This window comes from Ohtaekwangia koreensis, assembly GCF_900167975.1.
In the GTDB taxonomy this organism is placed as follows: domain Bacteria; phylum Bacteroidota; class Bacteroidia; order Cytophagales; family Cyclobacteriaceae; genus Ohtaekwangia; species Ohtaekwangia koreensis.
This window is the reverse complement of sequence record NZ_FUZU01000001.1, coordinates 1,764,657-1,785,821: the sequence shown is the minus strand read 5'-3', so window position 1 is coordinate 1,785,821 and position 21,165 is coordinate 1,764,657. Positions and strand designations below refer to the sequence as shown.

The following is a 21,165-nucleotide window of genomic DNA, read 5'->3' as shown; positions in this document are numbered from 1 at the left end:
CTACATTGCATCATTTGTACAAAGTACACTTTCTATACAATCCGTTTCCCCGCAACGGTTCACACTTAAAATTTATTCTCTGCTATAAAAACTGACAATGACCAACAAGTCCTTTGTTTACGCGTGTCTGTTAACGCTGCTGACGGTTTCCACTGCTACCGCACAGAAAAATTCGCCACTATTCTCATTGATGAAACCGGAAGCAACAGGTTTAAAATTTATCAACAAAGTAAGAGAAGACGATTCGCTACATGTTTTAGTATATGAATACCTATACAACGGACACGGTATTGGCGTTGGCGATTTTGACAATGACGGATGGCAGGATGTCTTCATCTCTGGCAACACTACCCCTAACAAACTCTTCCTCAACAAGGGATCGTTCAAATTTATAGATGTAACAAAAGACGCTGCTGTAGCTGGTAATGGAACATGGAGTACAGGTGTAAGCATAGCGGATGTTAACGGGGATGACCTGGCAGATATATATGTATGTCACTCCGGAAAATACAAGGACGCAAAATTATCGAACGAGCTCTTCATTAACACCGGAGTAGTGGATGGTAAACCACGTTTTCAAGAGCAGGCAAAATTATATGGTCTGGATGCACCCGGCACACAATCAACGCAAGCCGCGTTTTTTGACTATGATCGCGATGGTGATCTCGATATGTTTCTGTTAAACCATTCCATCAACACGTACTATGCTTTTCTCAATACAAGGAAGCAACGGGCTACACCCGACTTCCGCTATGGCAATCGTTTATTCAGGCACGATAAAAAAGCAGATGGCTCAAGTATATTCACAGATGTAACGCTTACTGCGGGTATCATTAACAACCCGCTTAATTACGGATTAAGTGTAAACATCAGCGACCTGAATGAAGATGGATGGCCGGATATATATACCACCAGTGACTATTCGGAACATGATTGTTACTATGTCAATAATCAGAATGGAACGTTTACACAGTCGCTTCAAAAATCGTTCGCGCACATTTCAAAGTTCTCCATGGGCGCTGACATTGCAGACTTTAACAATGATGGACTGCCCGATGTATTGACACTCGATATGTTACCAGCCGACAACCACCGGCAAAAATTATTAAAAGGTCCGGATGAATATGATGCTTATCATTTGTTATTGGACAGTGGCTACTACAGGCAGCACATGCGCAATATGCTTCAGCTAAACCGCGGGAATGATATAGCAGGCAATGTTCGCTTCAGTGAGATAGGACAACTGGCAAATGTATCCAACACAGATTGGAGCTGGTCAGGACTTTTCGCTGATCTGGATGGTGATGGATGGAAAGATTTACTGATAACCAATGGCTACTTACGCGATTTCACTGATCTGGACTTTCTGAAATATACTATGGCCAATGCGCAGCTTGCTGCGGCTGCCAAAGGTAATCTGAATTTTAAATCGTATAGCCTGGTACAGAAGATGCCATCCAACAAACTCAGCAACTATCTGTTTCAAAACAAAGGTGATCTTACTTTTCAGGATGTTACGAAGGACTGGGGATTCTCTGCTCCGGCAATTTCCAATGCTGCTATATATGCTGATCTCGACAATGATGGCGACCTGGATGTGATCATCGGTAATAACAATGAGCCGGTTATGGTCTGGAAAAACAATGTCCCAGAAACGGGACACCACTGGCTTCAGGTAAAGTTAAAAACCAATACAGGTAATACCGCTGCATTCGGTGCAAAGCTAACGCTCTATGCAGGCGGAACGATGCAGCGTCAGGAACTATATCCGGTTCGAGGCTTTCAGTCATGCGTAACACCTATTATATACTTTGGAATAAAATCAGCTACAACAGACTCACTTATAGTAGAATGGCCTTCGGGAAAAAGATCTATACTACGTAATGTTGAAGTTGATAAACTTCTCAGTCTTACCGAGGATACAGCAGAACCCGCCTCCCCTAAATCTAAAAATCTCACACAAAAGACTCTCTTCACGGTCGCTCCTAAAAAAGAGCAAATTGATTTTCATCATCACGAAAATGATTTTATAGATTTTAAAGTAGAGGTGTTGATTCCATATCAGCTAAGTAAAATGGGACCTGCCTTGACTACAGGCGATGTTAACGGTGACGGCAATGATGACATTTTTATAGGAGGTGCCATTGGGCAGTCAGGACAGCTATATTTCCAGCGTAGCGATGGTACATTTAGTCCGTCTACCAGTCAACCCTGGAGTAAGTATATAGATAATGAAAACGTCAATGCCTTATTCTTCGATGCCGACCTTGATCGCGACCTGGATTTATATATTGTAAGCGGTGGCAATGAGTATTTGGATGATTCACCCGAGCTTCAGGATATACTATACTTAAATGATGGTCAGGGAAACTTTACTCCATCATTACAGTCTCTTCCCACGATGCGCGGAAATAAGCAAGCCATTACCACCAGTGATTTCGATCACGATGGCGACTGGGATTTGTTCGTTGGTGGACGGGGAAAATCAGGATACTTCCCGGAGTCTTCGCGAAGCTATATTTTAAGAAATAATACTCAGGGCAACAAAGTTATTTTTACCGATGTTACAAAGACTATATGTCCGGAACTTCTCTCTCCGGGAATGGTAACCGTTGCCGCCTGGAGTGATTTCGACAATGATGCTTTTCCTGAATTAGTAATTGCCGGTGAGTGGATGCCCGTCATGATATTTAAGAATGATAAAGGGAAACTCAGCAATATTCCTCAGACATTGGAACCTGCACTATATGGTTTATGGAGTGCCATTGATCTGGCAGATCTAGATGGCGATGGTGACAAAGATATCATTGCTGGAAATTGTGGATTGAACAATCAATTCAAACCATCTGTGAAAGAACCTATGACAATACACGTAAGTGACTTTGACGGAAACGGAAACATTGATCCTGTACTTTGCTATTACACACAAGGCAAAAGTTACCCGATGGCAAGCCGGGATGAGCTGTTGGATCAGATTCCATCGCTCAAGAAGAAATACATTAAATATACAGACTACGCGGATGTATCACTTGAGACCATTTTTAGCAAAGAGCAACTGGCAAAGGCGCAGGTGTATACATGTACTGAAACAAAAAGTCTGATATTACTCAATGATGGCCAGATGAAATTCACCAGCAGCGCGTTACCGATGGAAGCACAATTTTCAAAAGTTCAAAGTATAGTAACGGATGACTTTGATCGAGACGGGAAGCTGGATATAGTACTTACTGGAAATTTCTTTGGATACCGGACACAGCTCGGTGACAGCGACGCAAGTCTTGGTTTATACTTAAAGGGGATTGGCGATGGCAGTTTCAAAGTTATCAATCCCTCTAACTCAGGGCTGTTTGTAGATGGTGACGTGCGCGCCACAGAAATAATAAAAAACTCTACTGGCCAGAAAAAACTTATCGTAGTCAAAAATAATGACACCCCACAAATTATTTCAATCAACAAACATGAGTAGCTCGTTCAGATATTATTATATTTTTTTGATCGTGCTATTCTCCCTGAGTATATCAGCACAAGACCGACTATCAAAGACCAAAACATCCGCGGAACCCTTACATCATGCACAGAGAGTACTGACAAGTGTAATTGTACATGACATTTTCTCTCCCCCGGTATCTGCGCGTATATATGTATATGCGCACATCAGCGCCTATGAAATACTTGTAAAGGAAAATCCAGCCTACAGAAGTCTTTTAGGACAAATAGAAGATTTCCCATCAATCCCCAACCCGGATAAGACCGTATCTATAGAACTGGCAAGTGTATATGCTTTTTTGCAAACCGGCAAAAGTTTGATCTTTTCAGAGAAGCTTTTGAATGATTCTATACCAGCCGTTATAGGTATTTATAAAAAACAACTCCCTTCCAAAATATACCAGGCTTCACTAGTCTACGGAGAAACAGTTTCTGATATTATTATCGAATGGACGAAGAAGGATCATTATGCAGAGACCCGAAAACTTAAACGCTATAATTTCCTGAAGGGAGAAGGTAAGTGGGTTGCGACTCCCCCTGTTTATATGGCGGCCATTGAACCAAACTGGCGGATGATGCGGCCATTTGCACTCGACAGTGCCTCACAGTTTATGCCTTTACCTCCTGCAGCATTCAGCAAAGAGAAGGGCAGTGAATTTTATAAGCTTGCACATCATGTATATACTACGCGCAACAACCTTACACCCGAACAGACCGACATTGCTAATTTTTGGGACTGCAATCCGTTTGCAGTAAATGTACACGGCCATATAAATTATGCTACCAAAAAACTTTCACCGGGAGGACACTGGTTATCTATTGCATGCATTGCTGCCCGGAAAATAAATGCTGATATAGCAAAAACATCCGCTGCCTATACATTAACCTCTATTGCATTATTCGATGGATTCATCAGTTGCTGGGATGAAAAATTCAGAAGTAACTTGATCCGTCCCGAATCCTATATTAACGCTTATATAGATGAAAGCTGGACACCTTTGCTACAAACACCCCCCTTCCCGGAATATACCAGCGGACACAGTGTAATCTCTACAGCCTCCGCTACGGTACTGAGTAGTTTCTTCGGCAATGACTTTTCTTTTGTAGATACTTCTGAAATGGAGTATGGATACAAGGCCCGCACTTTCTCTTCATTCCAGCAGGCATGCAACGAAGCGGCTATCAGCCGCCTATATGGAGGCATTCACTATATGCCTGCAATAGAACAAGGACAGATACAAGGGGAAAAAATCGGTAAACTGGTTTTACGCAAAATCAACTTGATCAAAAATTAATCAAGGATCATACGTTATCGTTTCATCACCGGGCTGATACGTGACATATACCATCAACAACGTAAGCATCTCCTGGTCACTCCGCATATCTCCGGAGGATTCAACAAACTTCGGAGGATTATTAGGATTCAGCGGATTGTTAGCCGTGTTATCGTAGGTACCGTATACATTTACAACATCACCCTTCTTCAATACAACGGGTTTCTTATACCGGTATATTTCCTGCCAACGAAAATCCCACGAAGGTATATGTACCAGCGGAATGGTATCATTCTCACGTGTGGCGAAAGCTTTAAAATCTTTCCCCAAATAATGCATATGCGGCCATATATATAGCAGTGATATATCTTCTCGCGAATTAGCAATACGCAACCTATGTGTCTGCACTTCTCCGGCAAATAGTACGAGAGGTGGGTATATATCTCTCTCCCCAATACCACCTGAACCAAGACTGATAACTTTTACTTTACGATTAATAGGTGTTTTCTTGAAGAAAAAATTTACACCGCTAATACTTTCCTCCTCCTTGGCCGAAGGAGAAAAATGTATTGTCAACAAAACAACACCTCTTTTAGGCATAACCCAACCCATGCCTTCGGGATATGACTCGAAGGAAGTTCCGGGTATCCAACCTCCATAGTATGTAATCTCTTTTTTATAGGGCAACCATTGATCGTATAAATATCGGGATGTACCTAGATTTATAGAATCTATAGTCTTATGTATATCGATTGATTTATCTTCTACCGGATGTACAGCAAAATTAGCATGATGAATTATTCTTTTATTGTTGGTGGTAAATTCGACAGCTTCAACATTGGCAAATTCTGCTAATTCAAACGGTATTTTAAATACCATAAACCTTTCTGCGCGATCACCTTTGACTATATAAGATGATTTCATTTTCAAGGTTAAGTCTGGTGATCGATCATACGTTGTACCAGCTTTAATTTTAGCAAGTAAATCTTTCTCAGCTTGTAAGCTCGCCTTTCCTTTGGGTGTTTCCGCATCAATCCAGGAAGTGATCTTTTGAATCTCGTCATCTGACAACGATCTGTTATTTGAAAATGCAACGTAGTGGTCATCCGCCCGCCATGGCGGCATATAGCGGCTTGCTATTACTTTCTTTATAAAACCTGCGCGTTTACTTATATCTTCATAAGTAATCAAATTAAATGGAGCACCACCACCCGGCCGATGACACCCGGCACATTTAGCATGGATCAGTGGTTGTATATCTTTGTAGAACGTTAGCTTTTGTCCTGCGACTTGCAGTGATAACAAACAAGCAATGAAGAGGAGAGAAAATTTATTCATGAGCAAAAGTAAAGCTAAATAAAAACGGGCTTTGCTTCAAACAGAAAGGGTGGCCTGTTACAGCCACCCTTAACCAAACCAAATAAAAAATCGTTATTCTTTATCCCACCATACGCGGCCAAAGGCATCTGTAGGGCTGGTGCCAAAACCTGATTCTTGTGCCATAGCATCATATGCTGCTTTCTGATTCGTATAGTTAGCAGAAGCTTCGCTAAGCAAAGGAAGAGGAGCTCTTCTAGGTACAGCAAGAGACACTCCGCTAGATTTCATATCAGTTAAAGGAAGAACTGTAGTGGTGTTAGGAAGACCAGTACGTTTCCACAACGCCCATCCTTCAGCGGGCTGTCTGAAAAAGTTCAGATAGGACTGACTCGCGATTTGATCAAGTGCTTTTGATTCATCAAAAGCAACATCAGATTGACTCAGGTAATCAGAGATTTCATCTGTGCTAAGGGACGTATAATTAGACAGCTTACTAATCTGAGCTATGTTATCATACCATTGTATAGAAGCTGTTACACCTGCATTATAAAACGCTTCAGCATCCTCGGATGTAATGTCACGAGCTGCAAGTTCAGCACGCATAAAACAAAATTCAGCATAGGTGATTACAGGAATATATACAAAGCCAGTGCCTACTCCATCTCCTTCGTCAAAAGCAGGTTGGAACAATCTTCTCTGAATCAGAGAAAGCGTATCAACACGAACATCAGATCCATCTATAGAGGCTGTTCTCGCAGTATAATACTTTGCATTTATTGTAGCCTTTGATTCATCAGGACTTGTAAAGCTTCCTAAGTATCTTCTGGATTCTTCAGTTGTTCCTGGCTCAAGCTCACCCTCAGCAATCAAAGCATTGATAGTCTCCTGAGAGTAACCGTTAGGTGAAAAGAAAGCATCGATTCTTGGATCACCGTTGTCCCACATGAAATCTACAACTGGTTTTGTAGAGTATAATCCATCAGGATTCCAGTTGCCACCACCAGTATATCCGGAAGCTGCCTTAAAAATCCATCCTTCTGAATTACTCTTCATGAGGTAGTCTGTTCCTTCATTCAATACTTCCTGAGCGATCGTTTGAGTTTTTGACTGATCACGCTTGATAAGACGCATAGCCATTCTTAGACGAACAGCGTTACCAGCTCTAATCCAAGATTTAACATCGCCTTTATAGTATGGATCAAAATTCCCCAATGAAACCTGCGCAACACCTTGTTCTGTTTTTAAATTGCTGATGGCTTGTTTTATCTCCGAATCAAGCTTACCAAACAGAGATTGTTGATCGTCATATGTAGGAAGCATGGTGCCTCCATAGCGGGCTTGCCAAGCCTCAGTATACGGTATACTACCATATATATCGCTTACATAAAACGCGTAATATGCCTTTAGAATTCTGGCTATGTTAACCATGTAAACATATCTTGGTTGATCCTCTGCCGGAAGTTTTTCAACTAATTTCTCCAGATCAACAAGCGCATCACCAACACCAGTATATAATCTTCCATAACGATTTGAAAAATTATCTATGTTTCTGGTAAAATTTGCTCCGTTACCATTTACAGGTGTTACATATTGCATCCAAGGCATTATACGTCTATAGAGATCATAAAATGCTTCGAAGTCTTGTCCTTGTAAACTTAAGCTAGCGCTCAAGAATTGATTTTCCGGAAGTATTTCAGTCAAGATATCGGGATTCTTATTCGCATCCACAAAATCATCATCGCTGCAGCTTGTAGCCAATACACCTGCCAGCGTGAATCCAAGTATAATTTTCTTATAATACATTTTCATAATAGCTCAATTTGAATTTAGATTAAAAACCAGCTGTTAGCGACACACCCATTTGACGAGTGAACGGCAATCCGCCATATTCAGAAAACTCGCCTGATGCATTACTCTTCAAGCCTTCAGGATTGATACCATCTTTTGTCGTACGGTAGAGATAACCCAGGTTACGACCTGTTACACTGATTCTCAATGTCTGTAATTTTACTTTGCTAGCAAAAGCAGCAGGCACATTGTATCCAATTGAAATTTCACGAAGAGATACCCATGAATTTTCAAAAACAGAGTACTCACGGATACCAGATGACCACTGAGTCAAATTTTCGTAATACCAGATAGCAGGTACCGGCTTCAAATGTCCTTGAGCAACTGCCTCAGCATACGTCATACCACCTAAGTCAACAGAAGGATCTGTATCTGATTTAATACCATCTGCCAATACTCCGTCAGGAATGATACCGTCATCTTTTGTAGCTCCTGTCTCATCTACATATTCAACACCACCGTGTGCTTTATCTCTTCCGAACAAGCTGTTCTTTAAGCTACCATTTGAAGTACCGTACTGATGCGTTGCAGATGCCATGAGTCCTCCTATTTTAGCATCGATCTGAACATTCAAAGTAAAATTCTTATAACTCACTGTATTAATGTTGCTCAATAAGTATTTCTCCATCGCTGTACCTAATACTTTATCACCTTGTCCATACGAACCGCTTCTAAGAAATGTATAACCAGTTGATCCGTTACTCGCAACGCCAATCACACGTTTACCATTACTTGGATCATCAATTGGGTTGCCAGCACCGTCTGTTTTTTGATAAGTAGCATAAGCATACGGTGTTGCTATAGATGCATATGCCAGACCAGGTTTTGCCATAGAGTATACATCCGCGCCAAAGGCAAGGCTTAACTGCTGAGAAGTTACACCTTCAGCAAGTTCTAATACTTTGTTCCTGTTACGAGTGTAGTTAAAGGTTGTAGTCCACTCAAGATCATTTGTTTTTATAGGAGTAGCTCTTAAGATGATTTCTATACCTTTATTTGAAATCTTTCCACCATTTACTATACGGGAGCTTACACCCGACTCGCTTGCGGTTGGCAAACTGAAGATTTCATTTTTTGAAACTTTATCGTAGTAAGCCACATCCAGACCGATTCTATTATCAAGGAATCTTAAGTCTGCACCAACTTCCCACTCACGCGCTTGTCTGTTTTTCAGGTTTTTATTAGCCAGTGTGTTGTCTTTATAACCTGCATAGCTTACAGAACCATCAGGTAGGAAGAAATCTCCTTTGTTAGCATATGATCCTGTTTCATTGATTACCCAAGGATCAGTATCGCCACCCGTTATACCAAAGTTAGAACGCAGTTTTCCAAATGAAAACCAAGTAGGCATTGTTTTAAATGTTTCAGTAAATGTCCACGCCAAACCTACAGCAGGATAGCTATAGCTCCAGTCACCACTTCCATCAGCATACGCTAAAGTAGAAGAGTAATCTGTACGATAACTTACGTTTAAAGTCAACATTTCTTTATATGTCAAATCTCCATAAGCATAATACGCATTCTTCAATCTGGATGGATTCAATCTTGTTTCTATACCTATACCATTTATTGAATTCGACAATGCAAAGATTCCGGGTACACGTAATGAAGGACTTTCATTATTTCCTGCAGTGTTACGTGTATAGGCTTTATAGTAACGTCCTCCGATAAGCTTATTGGTTTCACCACCAATCGTAAAGCTTAAAAAGAAATCTTGTCCCAATTGCTTATTCGCTGTTAACAACGATTGAATTCTATACTGCTTGTTATCCTGTGTCGCTTGGTTATATAATCCACCGGCAAACTTACTACTGGAACCTAAACGCATGCGTTCGTCTTTATATACCTCTGTCTGAAGGTTTGCGCGAACAAGGAAATCCAACCAAGGCCTGATGTGCGTTGTTAAGTCCACATTTCCTCTGAATACATTTTCTGTACGTTCAGTATTATCCTGGAAAGTGTCCCACAGAAAACCTGACATGTTATATGGATCTGCACTACCAGTCTTTGAACCTCCATTTACAGGATCGATATAATTATTCATCCAATAGTCTATATCCAGGCTTCGTGGACGATAATATACCATTCGGAATACAGGGTTGAAATTACCCCCCTGGCGAATAGGATTCTTTATATCATTGTTTGTATAGTCAGCCGTTACATCAACATCGATAATATCGCTGATCTTTTGAGTTGCGCGGATGTTAAAATTATTACGCACCATCTCAGTACCACTTGGCATGATCGTAGAATTATTCAAGTTAGAATAAGAAGCACGTATACTTCCACGCTCATTACCACCTTCTAATACTACGTTATGATTAATAAATTTTCCCGTTTCATAAAATCTTAAAGGATCATTACCTTCCCATTTAACCATTCTTCCATCATTATCCCGCACCATTCTTCCATCTAACTTTGGCCCGTAAGAATAAAATCTGAAGTCAGTTTTATCAACTTCTTCAACTCCATCAGTACCCGTTGCAAAAGTTGGAGAGTATCCAGCACCAAATTCGTTTTGGACATCTATGAATTTATAGGCTTTCTCAAAGGATGATGTATGGTTATAGGTTACACCAATTCCTTTTTTAGCAATACCTTTTTTGGTTGTGATAATTATAACACCATTCAATGCATCTGAACCATACAACGCACTGGCTGCTGAACCTTTCAGTACGCTCATGGATTCAATGTTGTCCGGGTTAATGTTCTTCATAATGTTACCATTATCCTGGGCAGCGCCCCATGAATCCGCACCCGTAACGGTTGGGCGAATCAATACACCATCAATAACAATCAACGGTTGTGTGTTATTGCTAAGAGATGAATTTCCGCGAATACGAATACGAGAAGAAGACATCGGACCACCGGTACCTTGATCAATCTGAACACCAGCAACTTTCCCTTGAAGAGAATTGATGATGTTAGCATTGTTCGTACGTGATAAGTCAGCACCTTTTACTTCCTGAACGGCATAAGCAATTCTTGCTGCATCTTTTTTCTCACCGAAACCAGTAATGACAACTTCACTTAATTGTAATGCATCTTCAGCCAACACAATGTCAACAACAGATCGTCCGCCAACAGGTACTTCTTGCGTAGTAAAACCAATAAATGAAAATGATAGAACAGCATTTTCATTTGCACCGACAGCGATAGAGTAATTACCATCGGAGTCAGTTGTCGTACCCGTTGAGGTACCTTTTAGAACCACAGACACTCCTGGAAGAGAGGAGTTGTCTTGCGAAGCCGTGACTCGACCTGTCACCGTTTGCCCGTAGGCAGACAAGGTCGCCAGTGTTAGCACGACTGACAGAAATTGTAAACGTTTCTTCATGAAAATTTGGGTTAGAGATTAAAATTTTAGAATCCATCAATTCAACAAAATATTCTACCGAAAAAATGAATTCCGGACAAAAGGTAGAAAGGTATTTGATAAACTGCAAGGAAAAATTAACTTCGTTTCCGCGCACGGGAAAAACGTGCACGCAAACGATTAACAATCAACTAACGCAAGGTGGGTTAATTCATTTATATAGAAAATTCATTTTTATCACTAAAATCACGTTTGTTAGTAAAATATATGATCGCTTAAATTGGCACACATGGATAAGAAAATTAGAATCAAGGACATTGCTCAGATGGCACAAGTATCGGTCGGAACGGTTGACCGTGTAATTCACAACCGCGGGGAAGTGGCGCAAGAATCGTATAAAAAAGTAATGGGAATTCTTGAAAAAACCGGATATAAACCCAACCTGATTGCGAAAACATTGGGCTCCAATAAAACCTATCGTATCGCTGCATTGATGCCGAATCCGGAGCAGGATGAATATTGGAATCAGTCGATTGAAGGAATAAAACAAGCCAAAGAAGAATGGACACAATATGGTGTACAACTCCAGACTTTTTATTTTGATCTGTATGATAAAAAATCATACATCTCATTGGCTGAAACTGTATATGAATCTAATCCGGATGGCGTGCTCACCGCTCCTATCTTTTACCAGGAGGCCGTGCGCTTTTTCAATTTGTGCAAAACACAAAATATACCATTCGTATTAGTGAACAATAATATAGAACAAGCCGGGTCGCTCAGCTTTGTAGGACAAGATCTTTACCAAAGCGGACGTGTAGGTGCTGAACTGCTTCACCTTAATGAAAAAGAGAATGGTACATACGCGATCCTCCACATTTACGATGACATCCATAACTCTACGCACTTAAATGAAAAAGAGAAAGGATTCAAAGATTACTTCGCGGAACAGAACAATGGGTATACCTATAAAGTGATCAGCGTTGATTTGAATTATACGCATGAACCAACTTTAGAAAAGGAGCTCAGCGAACTTTTTAATGAACCTACACTAAAAGGAATTCTGGTAACCACATCGAAAGGCGCCTATACCGTTTCAAAATTACTAGAGAAGAACGGCAAGAATGGAATCCGCTTAGTAGCGTATGACTTACTGGAAGAAAATCTATACTATCTAAAAAATGGCATCATCGATTTTCTGATCAACCAGAATTCAAAGCGGCAAGCTTTTATTGCTGTTAGTCAATTATCGAATCACCTCTTGTTTAAAAAAGAAGCGTCAGCATCATACCTTTTTCCATTGGAAATAATAAGCAGACAGAATTTGACTTCTTATTTAAACTCGAAGCAGCATTGATACCTATTGTATAATGCTATAGTTCTATCTATAGCATTATACTTTCTATATGTTTTGTGGATCAGAAGTAGTTCATTACTATACTCTGCGATAGAGTATTTTCCAGGCACAAAATTTAGCAGTTAAGATAGTATTGAATATATAGCCATGGAACAGATTCTGATCAACCAACTAATAACCTTGATTTGCAAAGCCGGTGGCCGATCACTTATTCAAGATTTGATCTACGAAACCGATCAGGATGGAAACGAAAAGGTACTTCGGAGAAGGTGATGCTGCTTCTATAGTTGAGATTTTATCGAAAGACTATAATTTAAACCAGAAAATATAGCTTAGTCCCGAGCTATATTTAATCATGAGCTACATATGCAAATATCTCTTTGTAGCAATAAATTTCCATAGATCGTGAGTATCATTTAGTTCACCTGCTTGTTGGTGAAGAACACCAACAAGAGCTAGAGTCCGCATTACGGTAACAAAGTCCTGCTGCTGTTCTGAAATTGATTTCCGATTCCAGGTAACGCCTACATCCATATAGTCATCGAGACCTAATAAGTCTACATAGTCATCGCCCGGGTATGCATATAGATATGATTTCTGGGCATCTTCTAATTTCATTCTGCTCCTGTCGGGTGAGAATGCGTAAATGACATCGTCACAGATTTCGTTATCGGTAGCGTCTAAGTAACTGTGTAAAGGTACGATTGACCACAGGTGATCTATAGTTGAAAAGCTATCGATCCAGGTCAATCGATGGTATTAAAATTACTACCTTTAAACAAGCAATTTTGAAAGTTAGGATCATTCTAAATTTAATGACTTACTCAGTTGCTTCCAATTAAACATTATACTATCGGCCTTCTCCTTCGTTATCACCATAGTTTCCGATGGAGGATATTGGTTCTTAAAGTAAGTTATCAATCTAAATTGTACACTATCAAGACTTCGATCGTTAAAATAATTCCAAATCATTAGTCGATACGCGGTGCCGCCGTCCGTCTCAAAATGGAAAGCATCTTTTTCGTTATAAATGTTACCGCTCTTCAGAAAAGTTATTTTATACAAATGAAACGGTTCAATTTTATCCACCCGTCGCTGTACGTCACTCCAAAAAATATGAGAAGAATCAATCTCATGGACAATCCAATTTTTCTCTAGCAATGGTATGTTATAAGCATGTCTTTTTGAGTTGTATTTCATCCCATATTCATCCAAAAGTTCTAAATCACTTTTCTTAACAACGACCTCTCTAACTGAGTAAAGTATAGTTACTAGTAATAGAACACAGAAAACAAAATATAAAATCAATATTTTTCTTTTCATAACGTTTAGTTCCCCATATGCCAAATCATTTTTGGCTTTGGTCTAGTTTTATCAACGTATACTCCACCATTAAAACGGTCATAGTATATCTGTTTTTTCGACTCTGATGCAAATGCAACCCATGCCATACCAGTATTCACAGCACCAGTCCTCATACCTTCATCGGCTGTTTGATTTTTATTGAGACTTGAAAAATAATCTGTAGTCGCATGATTAATGCTCGATCCAGGATTAAGCCGAGAGTATTCTGAAGTTAAAGTTACCACATTTTTAAACTCATTAGAGGCATTAAATTTATCAGTTGTAGTTGTAGTTGTCTTACTAGATAATTCTTTACCCTTGACTTTAATTTTCTCATTAGCCCCAAATAAATGTGCTTGTGTACCTTCTTTTACCTCCGTCCGCTTTTCAGAGTTGGAAGTCGTTTGCGATTGTGAAACTGTTTCTCCGTCCGCACCAATTACTTGTGTAGTGGTTGTAGTTGTAGACTTCTCAACAAAAGTTTCATTTCCCTCATCATCTATTTCGATTTTCCCTGAACTTGTAGTATGTGTTTCAGTAACTGTATTGGTTGATTGAGACATCGGTCCCTCGGAATAAGTGACTGTAATATAAAGGTGATCATCCTTATATTCTTTGGGTCCATTTTTATCTTCTGGTAACATACCGTCAGGATCAATATACCTCACTGGATTATCATATGCATAAGCATAAGGGGACCACCGTCTTGAGACATCCGCCAACGGGTCCACAGATAAAAATCTTCCAATAACAGGATCATATTGTCTGGCCATATAATCGTACAACTTTAAATCAAATTCATCTTGTAATTCCATACTATTGTAAAGGGTGTGATCGGGTACTGAACTCTCTCTGCTAAATGAGTTAAACACTAAGCCAAACGGATAATAATCTTCTGCCTGTATAACAGGCGATTTAACCTGCTCCACTCTAAAGTCATCAAAATATACTTCATACGGATTAGTCCCTTGTTCATTCGACAGGAAGACATACACATAGCCTGGCTCTGTAATAGTAAGCGAGCCGGATAGCAATTCATGTGCTACATCACTACCGTTTTCTTTAGCGGCAGAACTCATTTGTCTGAAACCGCTCTTCGAGGGAATAAGATTATAGTTACGATCATATACCAGCCAACTTAAAAACGCTTTCGGGCCGGCTTCATTGCTGCCGGATGTATTTTGTGCAGCGTCAACCGGAAATGGAAATGCTGTGGTACTGGAAGTATAGCTTCCTCCGTCAATCACCGTTCCGTTCGAAGTTGTACCACTGGCGATTTGAGTAATCAACGTATTTAATGCAGCCGACCAATTGGATGAATTCGGATCTATATACTTGGCATATACTTCCATGTTAATAACATCGCCAGGCATTACACTGATAGACCTGGCAAGTCCGTATACTTCATTGGTTTGTCCGCTTAAGCGTTGTGCTCCTCCGGCAACTGCAGTGGGACTAGAGCCATTGGTGTGATCAAACAAATAATGATTTACTCTTCGTGCATTCTCATAGCGTAAGAACTGTCCTTGTTCAGTATTCACATTAGCATCTTCGAATGTAGCCTTTGGAGCCTCTACATCCAGCTTCGAAGTAAATGTCAATCGCACATTACCAAGATGGTCTTTCAGGTTGTATTGATACTCAGGAGCAGCAGTTGTCAGTCTGATCACTTCAAATTCATTCAGGAAAAATTGTTGTCCCGTAGTAACCGTTCCCCACCCTACACCAACCTGAAGTTGTGTTGTTCCTACCGGAACTGTAAACATTTGTTCCATCCACGACTCGGTTGCAACAGAACCCGGCAGATAGCTACCATAGAATACCGTTGACATAGCGTTACTTTTCAACTGGATAACAACATTGTTGGCACCAGTCTTATACCCTTTGGCGCGGATCAAATACTTCTCTCCTGCTGTAACCTGTAGTGTGTTACCAATCGGGAAGATTCCCGAACCTATTACTGCACCGTTGGACGTTACACGAATATATTTCTCTCCGTTCAGAGTAACCGGGGCAAGTGTAGTATTCAACGCTGTGAGTCCAGTGGCATTTTCGCCATCATGGGTATACATTAATTTCTCGGAGGACATTACAACTCTTCCTTCTTCATGATTGATAAAACGGAGAAGATCATCTTCATATATAAACTCACCCGAGTAATCCGTTTGCTTTACTGACAACAGTGTACTAACGCGCTGGGTAAGTTTACGGCCTGTGGCATCATATATATAACGAATGGTATTTCCACTTTTTGTAATGGTCTCCGGTAAATTAAGATAATTATAGGTAATGAGATTTGTAGCATCCGTTAATGTAGCACCAATACCTTTATTCAAGTCACGGGTCATGTTACCATTTACATCGTAAGTATAGTCTGTACCAGTTGCATTGAAATCAGGGAAGCCCTTTAATTTAGTAATGGCGTTCGCTGTCTTATCGGTAACAGACAAAAGTTTATTACTTTGTGTTACACCTGTGCCGTAGTTATAGGCAAGGTTATCAATCAACCCAAGCTCGGAGCTACGTTGAAGCGCCATGATGTTACCATTGAGATCATACAGCAAACCGGATTCATGAAAAAGACCATCCTCCCATATACCCGATTGTTTCGATTGTGAATGAGTCGCTGTGCTTAAACGATTTAAAGCATCGTACGTAAAATTATATCCGTATTCTTTTACGGGTCCTATACCCTGCTGATTGCTCCACTTGATCGCAGATATATTACCATTGTATTGACCATTATCCAGAACCGTTGAAAGCGATGCTCGCTGCGCCATTTTTTGAATTTCAAATTGACTTAACGCACGGTCAAAAATGTACAACTCATCTATCGCACCTTTCATCCCCAAGGTTCTTGCACCATTGGCGTCATAGCTACAGCCGATCAAAGTCTCATACGTTGAATTACCATCAGCATAATACAGAATAGGTGTTGCACTTCCATCCGCAATACCATCCACATAGAAGCGTATATTCTGTCCATCACCCGTCACAGCAACATGATGCCAGTTTAAATCATTTATAGTATATTTTCCACCAAGTGCTACATTATAGCTGGCTTGCCCGACTGTGCCCGTGAAACGAAGTTGGTGCTCACCGGAGCCTCCTCCGATTGTTTCATAATAGAAAGTAAATCCTTTCGTGGTGCCAGATCCTATACTGGAAACAATAATATTACGCGCTGCCAGATCATCTAACTTTATAAACGCTGTAATCGTAAACTTTCCGGTGTTTTGGATAAAGGAATGCTTCTGTTGTGAATCAGCAATGCGTATATAATTACTCGTAGTGCCGTTAAAATGATACGCTTTATTTGCATTACCTGTATTATCAGCTACTGTTGTGGCTCCTGTTACTGTGCCATTCAACGGAGTCGTGCTTTGGTCGTTCGCATTGCCATCCAAAGAATAGCCGGATACAACTTCGAGTGTATTGGTTTCTTCAGAAAAGCGTTCGTTATACCCGAGGTTCATACCAAAGAAATCACCAGCATCATTATTGGTCGTACCATCATTGGCAAGCTTCGAGTTGTTGATGGATGTAAGCCAGCCACGGATGTTATAGCGGTAGTCAACGGACTGCATAGGCGTACTGTTGTTAACACTATGCAGGCCTTTGTCAACAAGCTGTCCTAATTCATTATACTCATTAGAGGAAAGCAGAACTTCCGGTTGAGCATCTACCTGGTGATATATTTTTTTCAAACGGCCAGCATGGTCGTATAAGAAATGCCTCGATATAGTATGACTGGAATTACTAAACGAACTTTTTGCATCCAGTACCGTAGCTCCAACAGTATAGATCGATACATCCACTAACAACGATGAACTTGAAGGCGTTTGAGTAACAGTTAATTCCCCGGGATAAATTTCATGACCATTTTGAAAATATTTGATCGCAGTACCTACTCGTTGAATTCTAAATATATCGCCAGCGTTATAAGCTCCAAGATCTCTCTTTAACCCACCACCTTCAAATATAGAAACAAGGCCTGTATTACGAAGATATAGAGCATATCCAATAGAGGTATAATTTGCGTCAGCATTCTGAGCAGATAAACCTACCATGAGATGAACGTTTCCAGCAGAAGCAGTAAATTCAACCCAACCATCCTGATTGGCCGGTAAACTTTGAACAGATGCTGCTCCTGAATTACCCCACACACTGCTTGCTGCCGTATTCTTTAAATAGTTACCAGCAAAGGTAGCACCTGCCAAATCTTTCCAGAGTATATCATTCTCAATATGAGTTGATTTGGTTCTTAGTACTTTCCCTGTAAAATCATACAGATTAGAAGCACGGTCCGATCCACCCTTGTAGTTATCACCAATCGTTTGAATGACTCTATACTTGTCATCAAAATAGTTCACAGCCTTCAGCCAGGTGTTACCACCTGCAATGCCACCATCCAAAACTTTCACCTTCATTCCGGTAACCTGACCAATGATCTTCAGATTTTCACTACCGGGTTGGGTATAGGTAACACCATTTACCGCTTCGGTTAGCCCATCCGATATATACCCATAGGTATCTTGCCACAACGACTTGAAAGTATAATTATCATAATAGGTAATTGTCAGATATCGGAATGGATCAACCACTGCCGCAGCGGTAACAACCGGATAGGAATAGTTACTATACCCATGAACGTTACGCGCAGCAGCGCCTATATACTTCTCGCTATATTTGCGCCAGGGTTTCGTGGTAGTAATTAAAGAATAATAGGTATCAACCACGTTTTGCATTTCCGCTTGCGTAAGCTGAATGTTTGTGGTGGTATCTTTTATACCTGTAACAATCGGGCGATTAAGCTCGTCATACTTGGTAAAGGTCCAATACTTGATGGCGTTAGTGGCACCGGCACGTTGATTACCATCTTGTGTCAAAACTAACCGATCGCGTTCGTCATAGACCATATATACCCAATCTGCTCCCGGTACTTTCTTTTCAGCCATGCGCTTGCGCTTATCATATTTATATTGAAAAGCCCAGTTAGCCAGATCCGTTGCCGTAATCACATAGGTATCAGCATTCGTATGCAGCGTCTTGCTTAGTTCAGGAGGAAATACATAGCGAAGGTTATCTTGTATGTCGTATATATAGTACGTTAAAGCCCAATCTGTGGTGCTGTTAAGATTTCCTGAACCGGAAACAACCTGTACTTTCTTTAAAACAACCTGTCCTTTTTTATTGGTGTATTCGCGCACCGCATTGTTATGCTCATCCGTTGTTACCTTTATATATAGCTTTTCGCTGCTGTAGTAGACACCAGCTTCAATGGTTCCGGCACTTTGTGCATAACGAACAGGCAATCCGTTCGCATCAATTTTCCAGGCAATGATTTTTTCATCTATACTGGAAGCGCCTGTACTGTGAGTATTTACAAGATAAGCATGTCCTATATATTTGTCTTTCCCATTTGGATTATCGGTTCCCGCTGCACCCCAGGCACTACCGGGCTGATATTCTTTCAATACTCGGTTTAAGGGTGATGCTTCAAAGACAACATCCGAATATGGCTTGCTGTCATCAATCACTATATCCGCTAAACCATTCGCATAATACGCCTTCTGTGCCGAGCTTCCATAGTTAGTTCCTACCGCATTAGCTTTATACCATCCGCTCCCTTCCTGTGTTGAGTATGGCAGAAACTGTGAAGCTTCTCTGCCGAAGGCATCATACTTTACAGGTTTCACAAGATCATTTTTGAGAGGAGATCCCTGAGTCGCTATTTCCTGAATGGGTCGACCTAACTCATCAAAATACTGAATCGTCTGCATCATGGATTCCGCAAAAAGATTAGGGATGGTAGCTGGATTTGTAACAGAACCGTCCTGCACGACATTCCGTATGATATAATTCATATCCAGGTTATCCGTACCCGAAAGTACCTGGAGCGGAGCAGATATTCCTTCACCATATACTCCACTGCGCGTAACCACTACTATATATTCACCGGGTTGGTCTGCCATAAAGGTCGATCCCGTTCCAACAACTACACCATTCCGTTTCCATGTATAGGTTGTATACGCTTCGTTAACAACAAGTGTAATCGGTTTACGCATGGTAACAACCGGTGGTATATTATTCTGCACAGATATTTGCGGGTCAGCCAAAACGGTGACAGATACACCTATTTTACCCGGGCTTTCGCAAGTTTGATTGACTGCCGATACCTGGTAAGCAGTAGTCACAGACGCAGCGGGCTGATATGCATTGGATGTAGCACTTGTAATTATACCAGAAGGTCCGTACCATTTATACCCAGTTGCACCAGCAACTGCCCCAACGGAAACAACTGCTGCTGCACTGTTTTTAAAAGCTGTAGCATTCGTTGCTGTAGTGGGTGTAGCCGGTGTAGTAACAACCGTTACATTCGCAGATGAAGAGTTATTACTCCAGCATCCTGCGCTGGTTCTTGCACGAAGGTAATATACACCAGATACAATTGCCTGGTAAGTAGCAGTGCCGTTGTCGGTAAGTGTTCCTTGAGAGTCAGTGCCCTGCCAGAACCAGGATACATTTGGAATCGCAGTTGGTCTGGTTAATGTTTTTGCATCACAAGTATTGGTGGATACCGTAAAAGCCGGAGGCGTAGCAGGCGGTTGATTAACGGTTACATTTATTTGAGCATACCCGGTACTCCAGCACTCATCTGCATTTGTACTTTTTGCTCTTACATAATAAGTACCACTGGCACTTGCAATATAGGTTGAAGTTGCATTCGTAGTATTTAAGATCTCAGGTGCTGATAGCCAAAACCATTGTACTCCACTGGGTGGAGTACCCGAGTAAGTTATAGTTTTGTTTCCACACACGTTCGTACTTATTGTAAAAGTTACAGAAGGTGTTGCAGGAGGAGATGTACAATTAACGAATACATCTAATTGAGCAAGACTTGTAGTCCCACTTAGAAATATTACCTGATCAGCGCCTGGCTCAAGCCCATTCCATCTTATCACAACGGAATAAGTTGATCCACTTTGACTTGATGATACTATAGTAGCTGCTTGCTTTGCAGTTGCCCAGCGAGGATTACTCACAGAGGAACTACCCGTATAACTATAAGTAGCCGTTTGACCTTTCGATACAAAAGTAGGCCCGGTAATGACAGTTTGTGCAAAAGAAAATACAGTGCTTATATAAATAAGTGTGATGATCAATACGCAACGAGATGAAGTATTCATAATAATCAGATAGACATTTTAAAATAAACC

Annotated in this window: 8 protein-coding genes; 3 read left to right on the top strand and 5 right to left on the bottom strand. The window is 40.7% G+C overall.

Features of this window, described 5'->3' with window-relative positions; all coding sequences use genetic code 11:
• Positions 1-97: 97 nt before the first annotated feature.
• Both B5Y40_RS07450 and B5Y40_RS07445 read left to right on the top strand, forming a co-directional pair.
• The gene (locus tag B5Y40_RS07450) at positions 98-3,466 is read left to right on the top strand and encodes a VCBS repeat-containing protein (protein WP_079686048.1); all 3,369 of its coding nucleotides are present in this window, start codon (positions 98-100) and stop codon (positions 3,464-3,466) included.
• Positions 3,467-3,497: 31 nt separating this feature from the next.
• Positions 3,498-4,781 (top strand): vanadium-dependent haloperoxidase, encoded by a 1,284-nt coding sequence (locus tag B5Y40_RS07445; RefSeq protein ID WP_245840492.1) that lies wholly within the window; start codon positions 3,498-3,500, stop codon positions 4,779-4,781.
• Here B5Y40_RS07445 and B5Y40_RS07440 read toward each other — a convergent pair whose 3' ends face one another.
• From B5Y40_RS07440 to B5Y40_RS07430, 3 genes are all read right to left on the bottom strand, one after another.
• Positions 4,782-6,098: a monooxygenase gene (locus B5Y40_RS07440; protein ID WP_079686046.1), complete on the bottom strand. Its 1,317-nt coding sequence runs from the start codon at positions 6,096-6,098 to the stop codon at positions 4,782-4,784.
• A gap of 93 nt (positions 6,099-6,191) precedes the next feature.
• A complete protein-coding gene (locus B5Y40_RS07435) occupies positions 6,192-7,889 on the bottom strand; it encodes a SusD/RagB family nutrient-binding outer membrane lipoprotein (protein ID WP_079686045.1) in 1,698 nt (565 codons plus the stop codon).
• A 22-nt stretch (positions 7,890-7,911) separates the two neighbouring features.
• Positions 7,912-11,265 carry a SusC/RagA family TonB-linked outer membrane protein gene (locus B5Y40_RS07430; RefSeq protein WP_079686044.1) on the bottom strand — a complete coding sequence of 1,118 codons (3,354 nt, stop codon included), beginning with the start codon at positions 11,263-11,265 and terminating at the stop codon, positions 7,912-7,914.
• Between the two features lie 268 nt (positions 11,266-11,533).
• Here B5Y40_RS07430 and B5Y40_RS07425 point away from each other — a divergent pair, with 268 nt between their 5' ends.
• Positions 11,534-12,601, top strand: a complete 1,068-nt coding sequence (locus tag B5Y40_RS07425; RefSeq protein WP_079686043.1) for a substrate-binding domain-containing protein — start codon at positions 11,534-11,536, stop codon at positions 12,599-12,601.
• Positions 12,602-12,961: 360 nt separating this feature from the next.
• Here B5Y40_RS07425 and B5Y40_RS07420 read toward each other — a convergent pair whose 3' ends face one another.
• Together B5Y40_RS07420 and B5Y40_RS29815 are read right to left on the bottom strand one after the other, a co-directional pair.
• A complete protein-coding gene (locus B5Y40_RS07420) occupies positions 12,962-13,351 on the bottom strand; it encodes a glycosyl hydrolase (RefSeq protein ID WP_079686042.1) in 390 nt (129 codons plus the stop codon).
• 578 nt (positions 13,352-13,929) lie between these two features.
• A complete protein-coding gene (locus B5Y40_RS29815) occupies positions 13,930-21,135 on the bottom strand; it encodes a DUF6443 domain-containing protein (protein WP_079686040.1) in 7,206 nt (2,401 codons plus the stop codon).
• Positions 21,136-21,165: the final 30 nt, after the last annotated feature.